The following is a 17,012-nucleotide window of genomic DNA, read 5'->3' on the forward strand; positions in this document are numbered from 1 at the left end:
AATTTTTACAACTCCGGATATTCTATCTCCCCACGTTCCTTCTCAAATTTATTCGCCACATTGAATAACAAGTCTTCCCTAAAGTAATTTCCAATCAGCTGTATTCCTACAGGAAGTCCATTTACAAATCCTGCTGGAACTGAAATTGCAGGCAATCCAGCCATATTTATTGATACAGTAAAAATATCTCCCAAATACATTTGAACTGGATCAGTAACTTTTTCACCTTTTTTAAACGCTGTTGTTGGAGAAACTGGTGTCAAAATCAAGTCAACTTCTGAAAGAACTCGTAAAAAATCATCTCTTATTAATCTTCTAACCTGCGAAGCCTTTTTATAATAAGCATCATAAAATCCTGAACTTAACACATAATTTCCAATCATAATTCTACGCTTCACTTCATCTCCAAAACCTTCTGTTCGTGATTTTACATACATTTCCTCAATATTTTCATCACTTTTTCTAACTCCATATCTCACTCCGTCATATCTTGACAAGTTTGAAGCCGCCTCAGCCGATGAAATTATATAATAAGTGGAAATTGCGTATTTTGTGTAAGGCAACGATACTTCCTTCACTTCTGCTCCAAGTTTTTTCAATGTTTCCACGGTTTTATCCACAACTTCCTTTATTGATTTATCCAGTTCATCTGAAAAATATTCTTTTGGAAGCCCAATTTTTAATCCTGTTATATCATTTTCAAGCAAAGATAAATAATCTGGTACTTCCACATCCGCAGTTGTCGGATCATTTTCATCATATCCTGAAATTATCTGCATAACTCTTGCCAAATCTTGTGAACTTTTTGCCAAAGCCCCGATCTGATCCAACGAAGAACCAAATGCCATAAGCCCGTATCTCGAAACTCTTCCGTAAGTTGGCTTTATCCCCACAGTTCCAGTCAAGCTCGCAGGCTGTCTAATACTTCCACCAGTATCCGTTCCCAAAGCAACAGGTATTTCACTAGCCGCAACCGCAGCAGCCGATCCTCCACTGCTTCCTCCTGGCACTCTTTCCAAATCCCAAGGATTAGAAGCCGATTTTACCGAAGAATTTTCATTTGAAGATCCCATCGCAAATTCATCCATATTAGCCTTTCCAACTAGCACTACTCCAGCTTCCTTTAACTTTTTCACAACAGTCGCATCATAAACTCCCACATAATTTTTCAAAATTTGCGAAGCCGCCGTTGTCAAATCTCCCTTTGAAACAATATTATCCTTCAACGCCACAGGTACTCCAAAAAGTCCTGTATTTTCATAATTTTTTCTTCCTTCTTCATTATTTTCCCTATCAATTTTTCGAGCCTGTTCCAATGCCTTCTCCTCAAAAATATTAGAAAAAGCCCCAACCTTATCTTCAACTGCTTTTATTCTATCTAAAAAATTTTTTGTAACTTCTTGTGAAGTAATCTCTTTATTCTTTATCATTTCAGCCAGTTCGCTAGCTGTTTTTTTGTATAAATTCATTTTTTTCACCTTTCTTCTTTTCTAATCCCACCAAAAATACCAATTTTTAGCTTTGTATAATTCTTTTGAAAGTTCCTCCAGTTCATCATAAATTTGAAAAACTAAATCCCCGCTAACTAAAAACTGCTCTATTGCCAATTCTTCAGCCTCTTTTTGTTTTTTTGGAAATTTCTCCAAATAAAATTCCATTTCAGAATCAGTTATCGCAACAATTCGTGCATCATATTTTTCATACCAATATTTACTGATAGCTATGATTTCTTCTGGCAAAGGACATTCATTAAAACCACCAAATAAAAACCATCCTGGAATTTCATAAACTTTATCTGTCGGAACTTTAAATAATCCTACATTTTCCCTTATTTTTCCAGTTTCTATGTCAAATATTGAATTTAGATATAAAGTTTTATCTTCATTGAAATTTTTAAAATAATCTAAGTAATCGTTGTTATCAGAAAATTCATATTCCTCATCCAGATACTCATTTTCTATATACTCCTGTTTTCTTTCTTTAAACCACTGAGCGCAGTTTACTTTTTTATAATTTTCTAAAATTTCATCTCTTGTTCTTTTGTATTCCTCAAATTCAGGGAATTCTTCATTGAAATAATCTTTTACCTCAACAAAAACAGGGATAAAGCCTTCTTTTTTACCTTCTTCCAATAGCTCAAAGTATCTTTTTACAACTTCTGTTATTCCACTATCTTCATTAACTTTTTCATAATCACATTTTATTTTATCTGCAAATAAGTCTACATTTCCCAACATTTTTCTCTCCTTAAAAAAATCTAATTATCCGCATTTTCTCCAACAACTTTTGGCACAATTATAAATTCTTCATCCTTATTAGGCGAATTTTCCAAAATTTCCTTCTTAATTTCAGCATCCCTAACTTTATCTTCTCTCAATTTATCTTTTAAGTCCAGCACATTAAAAAGCGGCTCCACATCAGTAGTATCAACGCCATTCAACTCTTCCATATGCTCAAATATTTTATTCAAATCCACCCTAAATTTCTCAATTTCACTTTCCGAAAATTCCAATTTAGAAAGTGCTGCTATTTTTAGTACATCTTCTTTGCTTAACATTTCTCCTCCATTCCCAATTATCTTTATTTTTTATAACCTAATTTTTCAATTCCAGCTAGCTTCCACACTTTATAAAAGTGTATTGAATGATAACCTTTCAATCGTTTGTTCATATTGTTTAACTAATTCCTCATAATCTAAAAATTTAACTCTGGCTTTTAGTTCATTAAATGCTGTATATCTTATCTTATTTTCAAATTCTTTTTTCCGACATTTATCTGCTACAATAATCATTCTGGTATAAAAATCTTGTAAATCATAAAATTTCAACAATGAATTTTGTATATCAGTAGAATGCTCAACTTCAAAAAAAGAATGTGGCATTTTTCTTTCATTAAACCATATAACATCAATCGTCGAACTTCTTTTTACCAATTCTTTATACGTAAACATTGGAATTTCATTAAATGAAGATATTTCACTTAATTTTTTATCAATAAATTTTTTATTTTTATCTTGATTTGGTATAAAAGTTTTCAGATTTTTTAAATTTCCCATATTTACAAGTAATCCTTGATAATATGAATGATTAAAGTTTTTTATTTCTTCAGAATTTTTATTTTTTTCATCTTCTTGAATTATTCCTTTTAACTCATTTTCTTTTCTAAATTGCTCTAATCCATAAAGTCCTGGCTTTATTTTATAAATTTCTTTTCTTTGCTGAACTATTCTCCGAATACTTGCAAATGGTGTTTTAGTTTTCCATTCACACTCTTTAATTTTAAAAACTTCGTGGTTTAGTTCTCCTAAAGTGGCAACTCCACCTAATCTTTCAATTGTCAAAATAACAGCTTCATATTGTTTCATTCCAAACTCCAAAAATCTTAATAATTTAAAATTCAATCCATTCTGTACTTTCTTTTCCATCAACTGTTTCTCCAAATATAAATTTATGTAAAACATTTCCTGGTTCAAGTACAAATTCTCCGCTATAATATTTTTTCTCTGCAATATTAAACGCTTTTTCCATATTTTCTGCTTCAACTTCAAATTCTTCTGAAACATGTTCTTCTATTATTATTTTAAATTTTTTCATTTTAAAAGCACTCTTTTCTTAAATTAAAATTTCTTATTATTTTCTACCCACTTCAAAATCTCATCAAAATCCCCAAACTCAAAAAACTCAATTCCATTTTCTTGACAAAACTTAACTGCCCTAGTCCCTTTTCTCACAAAAGCAAAATCAGCCACTTCCAATGCCTTGTAATCAGATGGACCATCGCCTACGAAATAAGTTATGTAGCCCTGTTTTTTATAATTTTCTACAGCTTCTTTCTTGTCAACGCCGTAATAACCTTCCTTGTCCAAAAATGGATTTTCCACAGTAATTTGGTTTTTATCAGTTCCGCTAAATTTTAAATCATTTGATATAACTTCGCTATCTGGCAAGTTTATACCATATTTTGAAAGTGTTCCCTGTACATTTAGCCTTGCGCCTGCACTAACGATTTTAAATTCTGCTCCACTTTTTACAAAATCTATAAAAGTTTCATCAATTGTCACATTTTCCTGCAAAGTTTGGATATACTGCTCTTTTGTGATATTTAGAGAACCTAGTCCATATTTTATAAACTCTCTTATAGAATATTCTCCAGCTCTGTATCTTTTTCGCAGTTCCTGTTTAAATTCAGGCTGATGCATTTCAAGCAAAACATCTGTCGAATCTTTTTTACTGATTGTTATATCAAAATCTATTAAAAAGATTGATTTTTTATTATTTCCCAATTTTTTCCTCCTGCCAGAAAATTTATAAACTTTTTAGATATTTAATTTCATCTTCATTCAAAGCACGATATTCTCCCACCTGCAAATTACCAAGCGTAAGTTCTCCCACTTTAATACGTTTTAATGAATTAACATTATATCCCAATGTTTCCAGCATTTTTCTTATCTGTCTGTTTCTTCCTTCAAAAATTGCAATTCTAAGTTCCTTTTTGTCAATTTTCTTAACTTTTGCTGGTGCAGTTCTTTTCCCGTCAATTACAACTCCATGCTGCAGTGCCTCAATATCCTTATCTTCAATTTCACGGCTAACTTTTGCAATGTAGCTTTTATACAATTTTTTTCGTGGATGCATTACGTGATTATAAACTTCACCATCATTACTGATTATAATTAACCCTTCTGTCATAAAGTCTAATCTTCCGTAAGTAAAAAGTCTGGCACGTGATTTTATAAAGTCTACTGCAAGTCTACGCCCAAACTTGTCTTCATTTGAGCAAAGCACTCTTTTTGGCTTATTTAAAATATAATATTCATATCTTGTATTAAGTTTTACTCTTTCTCCATCAATTCTAACCACATCTTCAGGTTTCACATCCATCCCAATAATCGCCTCGTGCTTATTTACTGTAACTCTTCCTTCGTTTATCAGTTCATCAGCCTTCCTACGTGAACAAAATCCCGTTTCAGCTATAAATTTATTTAATCTCATTTTATTTACCTCTTTTTTCTACTCTTTTATTTTTTCAATTTCTTCTTTTGCTTTTGATTCCGAATCTTCTTCTGAACTTAATTTTTCTCCCTCTTTTGAGTCTTCATTTTCTGCCTTCTCATCTTCTTTGTAAAGCAGCTCAATTTTTTGAAACTGCTCACTTCCTGGTAATTCTTGTTTCCCACGAATATTCAGATAATTATAAAAATCATCTGTTACTTCGTACAAATTCGGTGTTCCAGCCGTTTTTTTTCGTCCAGAAATATAAATTAGTTTTCTTTCCAATAGATTTGACATAGTCTTGTCTACACCAACACTTCTGATCTGCTCTATTTCTGCTTTAGTTATAGGTCCTTTATATGCGATAATTGCCAATGTTTCCATTGCTGAACGGGATAATTTCTTTAATTTCATTTCTGGATTAAAAAATCGTTTCACATCAGAGCCAAAAAGTGGATTTGATACAAGACATACGATTCCATTTTCAATTTTTATATTTATTCCTGTATTTTTCCGCTTTTCCTTTAAATTACGCAATATTTCCTCTATTTCAAAAGATTCCATTCCATAAAACTGTGCAAGTTCTTTCACAGTAATCATTTCTTTTGATAAAAAAATAATCGTTTCAATTTTTTCTTCAATATCATTAATTTTATTTTTTATAGTTTCTTCTCTATCTTTATTTTCTTTTATTTCAATTTTTTTGCTTTCAAAATTTTCCATATTCTACCATTTATCTTCATTATTTTATTTTTGCCAAATAAACTTGTTATTTTGCGTTAATAGGGGAATTCTCCTTTAACTGTAAGTTCAGAAAATTCCCCTAAATTTCTATATTATTCAATTAATATTCGTATGTTGGTGAAATAATGATATTCTTGTATTTATTAAAGTCTGTAAGTACTTCTGCAATTCCTGTTACTACAGCATGAATCGCATCTTCACCAACTGTCACTTTCAACAACAATTCTTTTTCAATTCTTTCTTTCAAAATTCTGATTCCTGCTCCACCACCAGATAGGAAAATTCCTGTTTCATAAATATCTGCTGCAACCTCAGGCTCAATTTCTTCTATTGTAAGTCTTACTTCATCAATAATCGCATCAATATGTTTTCTGATTGCTCGATCAATTTCAGCTGCTTTTATTTTCATACTTTTCGGCAATCCAACCCCTAATTCACGACCTCTAATTTCGTACTCAAACTCAGGATCTTGTTGACTTATTGTATTCATTTTTAATTCTTCAGCTGTTCTTTCACCAATTAATAAATTATGTGCATCCTTTACATATTCCATAATATCTTCATTTAAATGATCACCTGCGATTTTAACTGATTTTGATAATGCTGCTCCACCAGATACAATAAATGCAATTTCTGTAGTTCCTCCACCTATATCGACAATCAAATGTCCTTTTGGTTCAAATAAGTCAATTCCAACACCAATTGCAGCCGCTATTGGCTCTTCAATCAAATAAACCTCTTTCGCTCCTGCATCTTTTACAACTTCAATTACAGCTCTTATTTCTACTTGTGTAACCCCACTTGGTACACATATTATAACTCTTGAACTTTGAAATTTATCTTTTTTTATTCTATGTAAAAATTCTTCAAGCATTCTTTCAGTAACTTCATAATTTGAAATTACTCCATTTTTTAATGGACGGATAATTTCGGTATGTTTTGCAGTTCTTCCAATAATTTCCTTAGCTTTTTCACCAATATGTTCCAATTCTTCTGTTTTTTTGTTAATTGCAACATAAGTTGGTTCATCTACTTGAATTCCTTCACCTTTTACATATACAACCGTATTCGCAGTTCCCAAATCAATAGCTATATCTCGTGTAGTTTTTGGTGCTATATTTGTCTTAAAAATATCAAAAAATTTCATCTATTCTATCTCCTTCATTTTATTTTTTACTTTAAAGTATCTTTATTTAATTATAGTCAATCCACTTTAAAACTCAAGTAAAAATATGTAAAAATAATGTACTCGCTATAGATATAGCCTAATCTTCTACTTCCATTTTAAATTAGAATTGCTATATGTTGTTTTCATTATTAACTATTTTACCATTTTTTTCAAATATACTCAAGCAACTTTAATACTGAATTTTCATAATTACGAATAATATTGAAAAATTTATTCATTTTTTAATCAATTTCATCAATATTATCTCCTATTAATTGGTTATCATAATTGATAATTCCATGTTCCTTCAACTGATCATAAATTCGTGAAGCTCTGTTAAATCCTATTTTTAGTTTACGTTGTAACATTGAAATTGATATTTTTTCCTCTTGTTTTGCTATATTTACTGCATTTTCAAAAAATGGATCAATATCAATTGTTTCGTCTTCAATTTCTTCTAAAATTTCGTTCCTATATTTTACCTTTTTAGCAGATTTTAGGGTATCTGTTAAATTTCTAACTTCTTCATCTGAAATATATGCACCTTGAATTCTTTGTAATTTTGAAGTCCCATTGGCAAGAAGCAGCATATCTCCCTGTCCCAGAAGTTTTTCAGCACCCGCACTATCTAGTATTGTTCTCGAATCAACTTGTGATCTTAATGCAAAAGAAATTCTACTTGGCAAGTTTGCCTTTATCATCCCTGTAATAACATCTGTAGACGGACGTTGTGTAGCTACAACTAGATGTATTCCTACAGCTCTAGCTTTTTGTGCAATTCTCGCTATAGATTCCTCCACACTTCCAGATGCAACCATCATCAAATCAGCAAGCTCATCAATTATTATTACAATATATGGCATTTTTTCAACATAACTAAGTCCATTATAACTTTTTATATTTCTAACGCCATTTTCCATAAGTTTCTTGTATCTGTTTTCCATCTCGTTAACTGCCCATTTTAAAGCTATTGCAGCTTGATGAGGATCTATAATTACAGGTACAAGTAAATGTGGAATATCATTATACGGCATAAGTTCTACCATTTTGGGATCTACCATTATAAACTTCACTTCATTTTCAGATTTTTTAGAAATCAATGTAGAAATCAATGTATTTACAGCAACAGACTTCCCTGATCCAGTTTGTCCCGCTATCAGCAAATGTGGCATTTTAGCAATATCTATAAATTTATCCTGTCCAACAATATCTTTTCCTAATATTACCTTTAATTCTCCGCTGTCCAGCTCTTTATTCTTTATAATATTTGAAAAATGAACAGGTTCCTTTATTTTATTTGGAGTTTCAATACCAATAGTATTTTTTCCTGGAATCGGTGCTTCTATACGAATGCTTTCTGCAGCTAGATTCATGGCTATATCGTCTGAAAGTCCCGTAACTTTACTTACTTTCACACCTTTTGGAATAACAATCTCATATCTTGTAATGGTAGGACCATATTCATAGTTCACAACTTTTGCTTCCACACCAAATTCCTTTAGCACATTTTCTAGATGACTCACATTTTCTCTTATGCTTTTTTCTATTTGTTCTTTCTTTTTCAAATCCATCGGTTTTGATTTAAAAATTTCAGAAATTGATTTTTTCACAACGTCATCATATCCTTTGTTATTATCAAACATCGCATTCACTTTTTTTAATTCTTCTTCAAACCCTTTTTCTACAACCTCTGGATTCTCAAATGCCTCAAGTTTGGGAAACTCCTGAAAATTTGGATCCATTTGTGCGGAATTTATCATTTCTCGCCTTAATGGTGTTACAATTTCCAATTTAGGTTCTCTCTTATCTTCTTTCTCAGCTTTTTCTTCTATTTCTACCTTTTTCTCTATTTTTTTATTTTCTTCGGTTTCTTCTTTTTTATCTTCAAATTTTTCAGAATCTGCTGTTTTTTCATTTTGTTCCTCTACTGTTTCAAAACTTTTCACATTTTCCGATGGTTTTACAATATTTTCCAATTTAAGTTCAGACTCTTTTACATCATTTTTCTGTTCATTTGAATTTTTTTTCATATTTTGTAAATTACTTTGTTTTTCTTTTTCCTTCTCTTCAAAAAGTTCAATCCATTCTTTTTCTTTTTCAGCAAGTTCTTCTTTTGAATAAACTTCCGTCTTTTGTAAAAAATTATCCTTTGGCTTTTTAGCAATTTCAAAACTTAATTTTTCGTTTCTTGATTGTATAATTTTTGCTTTTAACATTTCTCGCTGATAACGCTTATAATCTGTCTTTTTCAAATTTTCAGCATATTTTTTCGCAGCCAACTTTCTCTTTTTCTCTTTATAATCGTCACTTTTATAATATTTCATAACTTCTTTCAAAAGTTCATACCCCAACTCAATCATATCCTTAACTAACCAACCTAAGAAAGCTATCACTAAAACTATTAAACCAATTAACATAATTTTTAAATGTAAAACGCTATAAAACGGCATTGAAAGTAACGCTCCCGGAATACCTCCACTCTCACGATTAAACCCTATCTCCAGCAATTTTCTTCCAGCCTCAGTAAAAGTATTTGCCAGTGGATTCCCTTTGACAACAGAACCTCTTATTAAAATCATCGACCAGCTTAAAAATAATCCGATAAGTGCAACTATTTTTCCTTGTGTTATATGAAATCCAATTTTTTCATAAAAAAATATTATTATTCCGTATATCATTGAACCTATCGCTATAAACCATGTCATTTTTCCAAAAAACAACGTAATTCCACTTAGTATAAGTGCAAAAATATTTTCTCCAACATTATCACTTAACATACTGGATTTATTCGCCATCAATAAAACCAATATAAACCCCACAACAAACCAAATTATACCCTCGATTTTTCTTTTATTCATTTTGTCTTCCTTTCTAAAAATTTTATTTTCTTAAATTTTTTATTCAATGAACCTAAATAGTTATGACATTTCATTAGTTCAATATTTGAAAAAATTTAGTATATATCTATAAATTCACAAAACTTTTACATAATATCATACATTATACTATATTTTTTCAATTTTGTCATTTTTTTTATACTATAACAAAACTACTTTAAAAGTCAATTAAATCAAAAAAAACTAAACCTTTTATCTCTTATAAAACCGTAACTTTTTTAAATAAAAAAAATACAACCTGTTATTTTTAATAGGTTGCAGACTTGTATATTATGAAAAATTTGTTTAAAACTAATAATGGTGCCCAGACGCGGAATCGAACCACGGACACAGGGATTTTCAGTCCCTTGCTCTACCGACTGAGCTATCTGGGCAAATGGCGGAAGTGACGAGACTCGAACTCGCGACATCTTGCGTGACAGGCAAGCACTCTAACCAACTGAGCTACACCTCCATAAAAATGGTGGTCACAATTGGGCTCGAACCAATGACCCCCTGCTTGTAAGGCAGGTGCTCTCCCAACTGAGCTATGCGACCACGAACTTTTTTATTACTTAATTAGTATAGCACATTTTATTCAATATTTCAACTACTTTTTTAAAAAAAATTCTCTAAACTGAAGTTTCACTTTAAAATATCAGTTTTTTCTAAGTTTACCAATAAATTTCTCGTCCATACTTCCCAAATGCTGACAATATTCTACCTTCATCATTTGTCTTAATTTGATAAAATTCCACTCTTTTTTTAAATGTCCTGTTTACTTCCTTCACAAGTTCTCTAAAATCAAGTCTATTGTTCGCTGTAAAATAAAATATCAGTTTGCTTTCATCAAATGTGTATTCTCCGATGACAAGATTCATTTCTGGCAACAGATATTTTACTATTTTTTTACATTTAAAATAGGCTTCGTCTGCTTTTTTATCAAGTTCCTTTAACTTTTCAATCTCTTTATTTGATAATTTTCTTTTTACTTCTCTAATTTTTAAATCATCTTGTTCATTTTGTTCCTTATTTAAAGCAAATCCCAAAACTATTCCAATCTGTTCACCACGAATTGTGTCTACAAGTACGTGATCCCCTTTTTTATAATCTTCTTTATCATTTATCATAAAAGGATAAACTTTTTTTGTTTTTCTAAATTTAATATTTATTATTTTCATAAAATTCCACCTTCTAAAAAACTAAAATATCCCTTTTCACTTATTATTAAATGATCAACCAAGCGTATTTCCATATTTTCAAATACTTCTTTTACTTTTTTTGTCAATATTATATCTGATTCTGACGGTTTTAATGAACCTGCTGGATGATTATGTACCAAAATTACGCCTTTTGCATTGTATTCTAATATTTTTTTTATTAATTCCCGAATATAAACTGTACTTTTATCAATAGTTCCATAAAACAGCTCTTCTTCCTTAACAAGTTCATTTTGTGTATTCAAAAACAATACTTTAAATACTTCTACATCCCTTTTCAAAAGGGAATATTCTAGATAATTCAATAATTTTACATTACTCGATATATTAATTTTTTTATTATGTATTTTTTTATAAAGTTCATTTTCTATAATTTCAAACAAAAGTTTTAAAAATACAACAGTTCTTTGTGTCATATACTTATTTTTCTGTAATTCCTCCTCAGATTGACGTAAAATCGTATACAAATCTCCATATTTTTTTAACAAATTTTTTGCAATTCCTCTACAATTTTTCCTAATAACCGTGTATGTTAGCAAAAGTTCCAAAAGTTCATAATCTAAAAAGCCTTTAACTCCTACAGACAAAAATCTCTGCCTTAGCCTTTCTCTATGCCCCTTTTCCTGCTCTTCAGACAACTTTTGTCTAAAAGTCAATATTTCTCTATTATCCCCCATCATTTTTCCCCCAAAAAATGTTTCTTAAAATTTATCAATTTAAAATCAAACTACGAAATTACTTAATTTTATTTATTTAATTTTAAAAAGTTTGAGTATAGTTTATCACAAAATGAAAAAAATAACAATATTAAGAAAAACAACGGACAAAATACTAAATTTTACTTTCTATATTTCCTGAAAATTAAAATTTAATCCCAATCTATCGCCTGTTGAGGTATATTCCCTAAATTTATAAATTAAAGGTTTCCATTTCTTTGTATCGATGTGAGAATCATCCTTCATTATTTTTTCATCGACAAAAATCCCCTGTATTTCGCAGGTTACTATGGCAAACCAGTCTTTTTTCTGAATATCTGTAACTTTTGCCTCTATGTGAATTGGACACTCCTTTATTCCCACAGAATTGATCATTTCACCAGCTAATTCAGTAAATCCTGCAATCTTAAACTTATCTTCACAATATGTATATCCAAGATTTTGCTTTACTTCTGATATTTCTGTATCGCCTGTAAATTTTTCAATCTTTTTCACACTTTCGTATAAGTTTTCATCTGGAACATTAAAAGTTACATCCGATCCAGCTTCAATATTCTTAAATCCCTTATTTCCAAATCCTATTCCCACAACTATTGATTTTCCAAGTACAAATGAAGATGATAATGGAGTTATGTTGTTTTTGCCTGTTTCTTTATCCTTTGTAGTCATCAGTAATACTGGAAATCCATAATAAAACCCATTTTTCTCTAATTTTTTAAACATAATTACCACTCCTCAATATATGAAAATTTTTATGTATCTTTTTAGTAATTATACTCTCCAAATCTTTTTTCTCAATTTTCAAACAAATATTTTATCATTCCGTTATTTCAATCAAATTCCCTTCACAATCCTCAACAACACTCTCATAATATCCATCTCCAGTCGTCCTAGGTCCGCTTAAACATCTAAACCCATCATTTACAAGTCTTTGTGTCAATTTATCGACATTTTCTTTGTTTCCAACGCTAAAAGCAAGATGGATAAAGCCTTCATTCATTATTTTATCATTTCTTTCCGAAAGTTCAGGACGTGACATTATTTCAAGCCGTGCTTCACTATCTGGAAAAGTTAGGAAGTAAGTCTGTAATCCAGTATTTTTATTATGATATTTCTCATTTGCCTTTGCTTCAAAATATTTCTCATAAAATTCCCTTGTTTTTTCCAAATCTTTTACATAAATTGCTACATGATTTATTTTCATAACTAATCTCCTTCAATATTTTTTATAAAATTTATTTTTTATTCCAATCCTTCTATTTCTTTCTCAATTTGACTTTTTCCATCAACTAAATCCCATTTTTCATAGAGTTTTTCAATTCTTGGCATAAATATTCCAAGTAAAGGTCCAAAAAGAATCATGCTAATTATCGTTCCTTCACGCAGACTCCATTCTATAGGAAATACAAGTGTCAAAATAACTACAAGCCCAACGCAGAAAAAATCTATCCATTGCCTAAATTTTGCAAAAGGAATCCCAGTTTTTGCATGAATCGCACTGCAAAAACCTTCCAAAGCAAACGTTGGTAATCCCAAAACTACTATTGCTCCCATTGTAAAAGCGACTGATACAAGTACTATAATATTAGTTGTTATTCTGAAAATATAGTTACTAAATGCCATATTTTTAAAAACTACATATACAAAAAAATTAATTGAATATCCCAGCAACATAGAAATAGGTATTTGTAAAAAATTTATCTTTTTAAATTCCTTTTTTAGTAAAATAAGTTGTCCCAATACACATAAATAATTACATATTATCGCTACTGTTCCCATTTTTATTCCTGTCAAAAACGAAAAAGACAGTGCCATCGCATCCCAAGGCCCAACTCCTACGTTCATCTTTACCAAAAGCGCTAATTCCATCCCTGCCAGTATCGTAAGTAATATGAGCAATCCATACGCTCTTATCATTCTGTTCATTTTCTCTCCATTTCTCCATTCTAAATTCCTATTTTAAAACACAACCTCAATATCAAATACATCGCTCACATATCTCAAAAATCCATTTTCTGTTAACAAAGGATACATCAAAGCCTTATTCACGTGATCAGTCAACATTGATAAAAAAGTGATATATTTTAATTGTGTTCCTGAAAAGACTCTTATCTTGCTAAATCTATTATTTCCATGAAATATACTTATACCAATTCTCCCTTTATATTTTTATTTTTTCTAAAATTCTGATATTATTTAAATTTCTCAATTTCATTTTAAAAAGTTTGACACAAAAGCAAAGGGGATTCGCTATTTTAAAAATCTCCTTATTTTTTACTAATTTTTTCAATAAATAAATAATTTCAAATGCTAATCCAAATCTTCTCCATTACTTGCAATAACTTTTTTATACCAGTCAAATGATTTTTTCTTGCTTCTCTTCAATGTCCCATTTCCATCGTTATCTCTGTCTACATAGATAAATCCGTAACGTTTTTTCATTTCTCCAGTTCCCGCACTCACTAAGTCGATAGGCCCCCAAGTTGTATATCCTAGAAGTTCCACTCCATCCAGTTCAACAGCTTCCTTCATTGCCTTTATATGATCTCTCAGATAGTCAATTCTATAATCATCTTCCACATATCCCTCTGCATCTGGAACATCCACTGCTCCAAGCCCGTTTTCCACAACAAACAACGGTTTTTGGTATCTGTCATAAATTTCGTTTATTGTAGTTCTAAATCCTAACGGATCTAGCCCCCATCCCCAGTTTGTCACTTCGATATACGGATTTCTCATTGTTTTTAGCAAGTTTCCTTCTCCAAGCCTGTCAGCTTCAGCAGAGATACAGCGAGTTGTATAATAAGAAAAACTTACAAAATCAACTGGATTTTCTCTCAAAATTTGCTCATCTTCACTTGTAATTCCAATATCTATATTTTCTCTTTCAAAAAATTTCTTAGCATAATTAGGATAATATCCACGAGCCTGCACATCTATGAAAAAATAATTTTCTCTGTCTTTTTCAAGTGCAGTCCATACATCTTCAGGCTTAGAAGTAAGCGGATAAAATTTTCCAGCTGCAAGCATACATCCAATTTTATTTTCAGGGTCAATTTCATGTCCAATTTTTGTAGCCCAAGCGCTTGCCACTAATTCGTTGTGTGCCGCAGTATACAAAACCTGATTTTTATTCTCCCCTTCTTCAAAAACAATCCCTGCTCCCATAAATGGTGCATGTAATAAAATATTAATTTCATTAAATGTAATCCAGTATTTTACAAGTCCTTTATATCTAGTGAAAATTACAGTACACAATCTTTTGTAAAAATCAATAACTTTTCTGTTTCTCCATCCCCCATATTCCTTGATTAAGTGAATAGGAAAATCAAAGTGCGTTATTGTAACCAATGGCTCAATGCCATATTTTCTACATTCCTTAAATACATTTTCATAAAATTCAAGCCCTTTTTCATTCGGAGTTTCTTCATCTCCATTTGGGAAAATACGAGTCCATGCTATTGACATTCTATAAGTCTTAAATCCCATTTCTGCAAATAATGCAATATCTTCCTTGTATCTATGATAAAAATCAATCGCCCCTTTAGCAGGATAAAAATGCTCATCGTCAAATTCCAGCATTTTTCTCTCCCCAGTAATTACAGCAAACCTATCTTCCCCAACTGGCGACAAATCTACATTTGCAAGTCCTCTTCCATCCTCATTATAAGCTCCTTCAAGCTGATTTGCAGCAGTAGCTCCGCCCCATAAAAAGTCTTTTCTAAATCCCATTTCTATCTCCTCCTAAAAAATTTTCGTATTTAATATTTTTAATAATTTTCTTTACATTAAAAATATAACACTAAAATCTTACAAAAACAAGAGCATTTATCAATTTTCCCCATTGTTTCAAAATTATGTCTATTGTAATCATTTTTTTGATACTTTTGGTTCATTTTTCTCATAATTTTTGCTAACTTCCAAAGATGTATCTATATTCTTGTAGTAGTTCGACACTAAAAGAGAAGTAAAAAATATGTCCAGCACATAATTAATCCCAGTAAATAGCGACACCATCTCAAAACTCAAAATATAATTTGGAGCATGTATTTCAATATATTCTGAACACGCTTTTTTTATTTCCTCAGACGAGCCATTCCCAATTCCTACAACAAATACATTCCTTTTTTTCAAATATTCCGCAATTCTAATCATATAAGGATTAGTCCCTGAAAGCGAAATAATAAGCGCTATATCCTTCTCCCCTTTTTCCGCAGAAATAATATAATGCTCATTAAGTCCGTCATAAGCGGCACTCTCAATTCCAAGCGTCATAAACTTAAAAGAAGCCAGCTTTGCCAATATATACGAAATTCCAGTTCCATAAATCTCAATTTTCTTAACATTTTTAAGTTTTTCAATAATTTTTTCCATAACAGTTGTATCCAAATTAAGTTTTGTAGCCCCAATAACTCTTTCATAAAGCGATGGAATAATTGAGATAATTTCATCGTATTTTGTTTCACTGTTTACAGGCTCTTCGCTAAGCAGTCCTTTAATTTTCATCATTTCCTCGACTTCCTTATCCAGACTTCTCTGAAAGTCCCTATACCCTTTAACCCCTAGTTTTCTGCAAAATCTCACAACAGTAGCCTTGCTCACAAACGCCTTTTTAGCCAGACTCTCCGCTGACAGTAAATGTACCTCATCCAAGTGTTTTAAAATGTAATCTGCTATTTCATTTTCATTATTTGTAAAATTCTCCTTTTTTTCCAGTTTACTAATAATCATCCTTCACCTTCTTATTAAATAAAAAAGGCAAAACCAAAGGGGGAAAACATTTATTAGAAGCATTTCCCGCCATTTCAGTTTTGTCTAATCCAAATAGTAATAACTCAAATTTATAAACTTCACATATTCTTTACATAACCATTATACCTTGACTTTCCTATTTGTCAATAGCAATTTATTTTTTATTTTTGCTTTTTCAAATTTAATTTTATTCTGTATATTCAAAATCCTCTATTATCTTTTCCAAATTTTCCTTCGTAAAATTTTTTCTCAAATCCTCTAATTTACACTTCAATTCCTTTTCTTTTTCAAATATTCCAAGTTTATTCTCATATTCATCCAACTTCTGAACACCTTTTTTTATATTATCAAAAACAGCCTGCCTTGTAACCCCGCATTGTTCAGCAATTTCCGAAAGCGAGCTATTTTCCTCCAGATAAAGTTCCAAATATTGCCTTTTCTTTTTCGGAAAAAGTTCGCCATAATAAGAAAATAGCACAGAATATTTCAAAAAATCTTCCAATTTATCCATATATTCAACTTCCTCTTTATTTTACTTGTAATTT

At 30.7% G+C, this 17,012-nt stretch carries 18 protein-coding genes and 3 tRNA genes; all 21 read right to left on the reverse strand.

Going from position 1 to position 17,012, the window contains the following annotated elements:
* Positions 1-5: 5 nt before the first annotated feature.
* The 21 genes from gatA to ylxM all read right to left on the reverse strand — a co-directional run bounded on the left by gatA (position 6) and on the right by ylxM (position 16,978).
* Entirely contained in the window at positions 6-1,469 is a 1,464-nt protein-coding gene (gene gatA / locus ACZ5B9_RS12080; protein WP_464422807.1) for an Asp-tRNA(Asn)/Glu-tRNA(Gln) amidotransferase subunit GatA, read from the reverse strand.
* Positions 1,470-1,490: 21 nt separating this feature from the next.
* Positions 1,491-2,237 (reverse strand): DUF4253 domain-containing protein, encoded by a 747-nt coding sequence (locus tag ACZ5B9_RS12085; protein WP_464422808.1) that lies wholly within the window; start codon positions 2,235-2,237, stop codon positions 1,491-1,493.
* 20 nt (positions 2,238-2,257) lie between these two features.
* Positions 2,258-2,557, reverse strand: coding sequence for an Asp-tRNA(Asn)/Glu-tRNA(Gln) amidotransferase subunit GatC (gatC, locus tag ACZ5B9_RS12090; RefSeq protein WP_464422809.1), 300 nt, complete (start codon positions 2,555-2,557; stop codon positions 2,258-2,260).
* 69 nt (positions 2,558-2,626) lie between these two features.
* Complete coding sequence (locus ACZ5B9_RS12095; protein ID WP_464422810.1) at positions 2,627-3,424, reverse strand: hypothetical protein; 798 nt, start codon at positions 3,422-3,424, stop codon at positions 2,627-2,629.
* Entirely contained in the window at positions 3,390-3,593 is a 204-nt protein-coding gene (locus ACZ5B9_RS12100) for a hypothetical protein (RefSeq protein WP_464422811.1), read from the reverse strand. Before ACZ5B9_RS12100 ends, ACZ5B9_RS12095 begins: the two co-directional genes overlap by 35 nt.
* A gap of 23 nt (positions 3,594-3,616) precedes the next feature.
* Positions 3,617-4,282 carry an HAD-IB family phosphatase gene (locus tag ACZ5B9_RS12105; protein WP_464422812.1) on the reverse strand — a complete coding sequence of 222 codons (666 nt, stop codon included), beginning with the start codon at positions 4,280-4,282 and terminating at the stop codon, positions 3,617-3,619.
* 22 nt (positions 4,283-4,304) lie between these two features.
* Positions 4,305-4,991: a pseudouridine synthase gene (locus ACZ5B9_RS12110; protein ID WP_015770435.1), complete on the reverse strand. Its 687-nt coding sequence runs from the start codon at positions 4,989-4,991 to the stop codon at positions 4,305-4,307.
* Positions 4,992-5,009: 18 nt separating this feature from the next.
* Positions 5,010-5,714 (reverse strand): SMC-Scp complex subunit ScpB, encoded by a 705-nt coding sequence (gene scpB / locus ACZ5B9_RS12115; protein WP_464422813.1) that lies wholly within the window; start codon positions 5,712-5,714, stop codon positions 5,010-5,012.
* Between the two features lie 121 nt (positions 5,715-5,835).
* Complete coding sequence (mreB, locus tag ACZ5B9_RS12120) at positions 5,836-6,882, reverse strand: rod shape-determining protein MreB (RefSeq protein WP_464422814.1); 1,047 nt, start codon at positions 6,880-6,882, stop codon at positions 5,836-5,838.
* Between the two features lie 263 nt (positions 6,883-7,145).
* Positions 7,146-9,761 carry a DNA translocase FtsK gene (locus tag ACZ5B9_RS12125; RefSeq protein ID WP_464422815.1) on the reverse strand — a complete coding sequence of 872 codons (2,616 nt, stop codon included), beginning with the start codon at positions 9,759-9,761 and terminating at the stop codon, positions 7,146-7,148.
* Between the two features lie 337 nt (positions 9,762-10,098).
* Positions 10,099-10,174: transfer RNA gene (locus tag ACZ5B9_RS12130), tRNA-Phe, on the reverse strand.
* Between the two features lie 3 nt (positions 10,175-10,177).
* Positions 10,178-10,254 (reverse strand) — tRNA-Asp (locus tag ACZ5B9_RS12135).
* A 7-nt stretch (positions 10,255-10,261) separates the two neighbouring features.
* A tRNA-Val gene (locus ACZ5B9_RS12140) sits at positions 10,262-10,337 on the reverse strand.
* Between the two features lie 116 nt (positions 10,338-10,453).
* On the reverse strand, positions 10,454-10,960 hold the full coding sequence (ricT, locus tag ACZ5B9_RS12145; protein WP_464422816.1) for a regulatory iron-sulfur-containing complex subunit RicT: 507 nt from the start codon (positions 10,958-10,960) through the stop codon (positions 10,454-10,456).
* Complete coding sequence (gene radC / locus ACZ5B9_RS12150) at positions 10,957-11,679, reverse strand: RadC family protein (RefSeq protein ID WP_464422817.1); 723 nt, start codon at positions 11,677-11,679, stop codon at positions 10,957-10,959. The genes ricT and radC overlap by 4 nt, the downstream gene beginning before the upstream one ends.
* A gap of 165 nt (positions 11,680-11,844) precedes the next feature.
* Complete coding sequence (locus ACZ5B9_RS12155) at positions 11,845-12,438, reverse strand: flavin reductase family protein (RefSeq protein ID WP_464422818.1); 594 nt, start codon at positions 12,436-12,438, stop codon at positions 11,845-11,847.
* A 94-nt stretch (positions 12,439-12,532) separates the two neighbouring features.
* Positions 12,533-12,919, reverse strand: coding sequence for a VOC family protein (locus tag ACZ5B9_RS12160; protein WP_147004725.1), 387 nt, complete (start codon positions 12,917-12,919; stop codon positions 12,533-12,535).
* Positions 12,920-12,957: 38 nt separating this feature from the next.
* A complete protein-coding gene (locus ACZ5B9_RS12165; protein WP_147004724.1) occupies positions 12,958-13,641 on the reverse strand; it encodes a YczE/YyaS/YitT family protein in 684 nt (227 codons plus the stop codon).
* A 384-nt stretch (positions 13,642-14,025) separates the two neighbouring features.
* Positions 14,026-15,447, reverse strand: a complete 1,422-nt coding sequence (locus ACZ5B9_RS12170) for a 6-phospho-beta-glucosidase (protein ID WP_464422819.1) — start codon at positions 15,445-15,447, stop codon at positions 14,026-14,028.
* Positions 15,448-15,585: 138 nt separating this feature from the next.
* Entirely contained in the window at positions 15,586-16,446 is an 861-nt protein-coding gene (locus ACZ5B9_RS12175) for a MurR/RpiR family transcriptional regulator (protein WP_315288880.1), read from the reverse strand.
* Positions 16,447-16,654: 208 nt separating this feature from the next.
* A complete protein-coding gene (gene ylxM, locus ACZ5B9_RS12180; protein ID WP_455036626.1) occupies positions 16,655-16,978 on the reverse strand; it encodes a YlxM family DNA-binding protein in 324 nt (107 codons plus the stop codon).
* Positions 16,979-17,012: the final 34 nt, after the last annotated feature.

The organism is Leptotrichia sp. SK-5 (genome assembly GCF_055387215.1).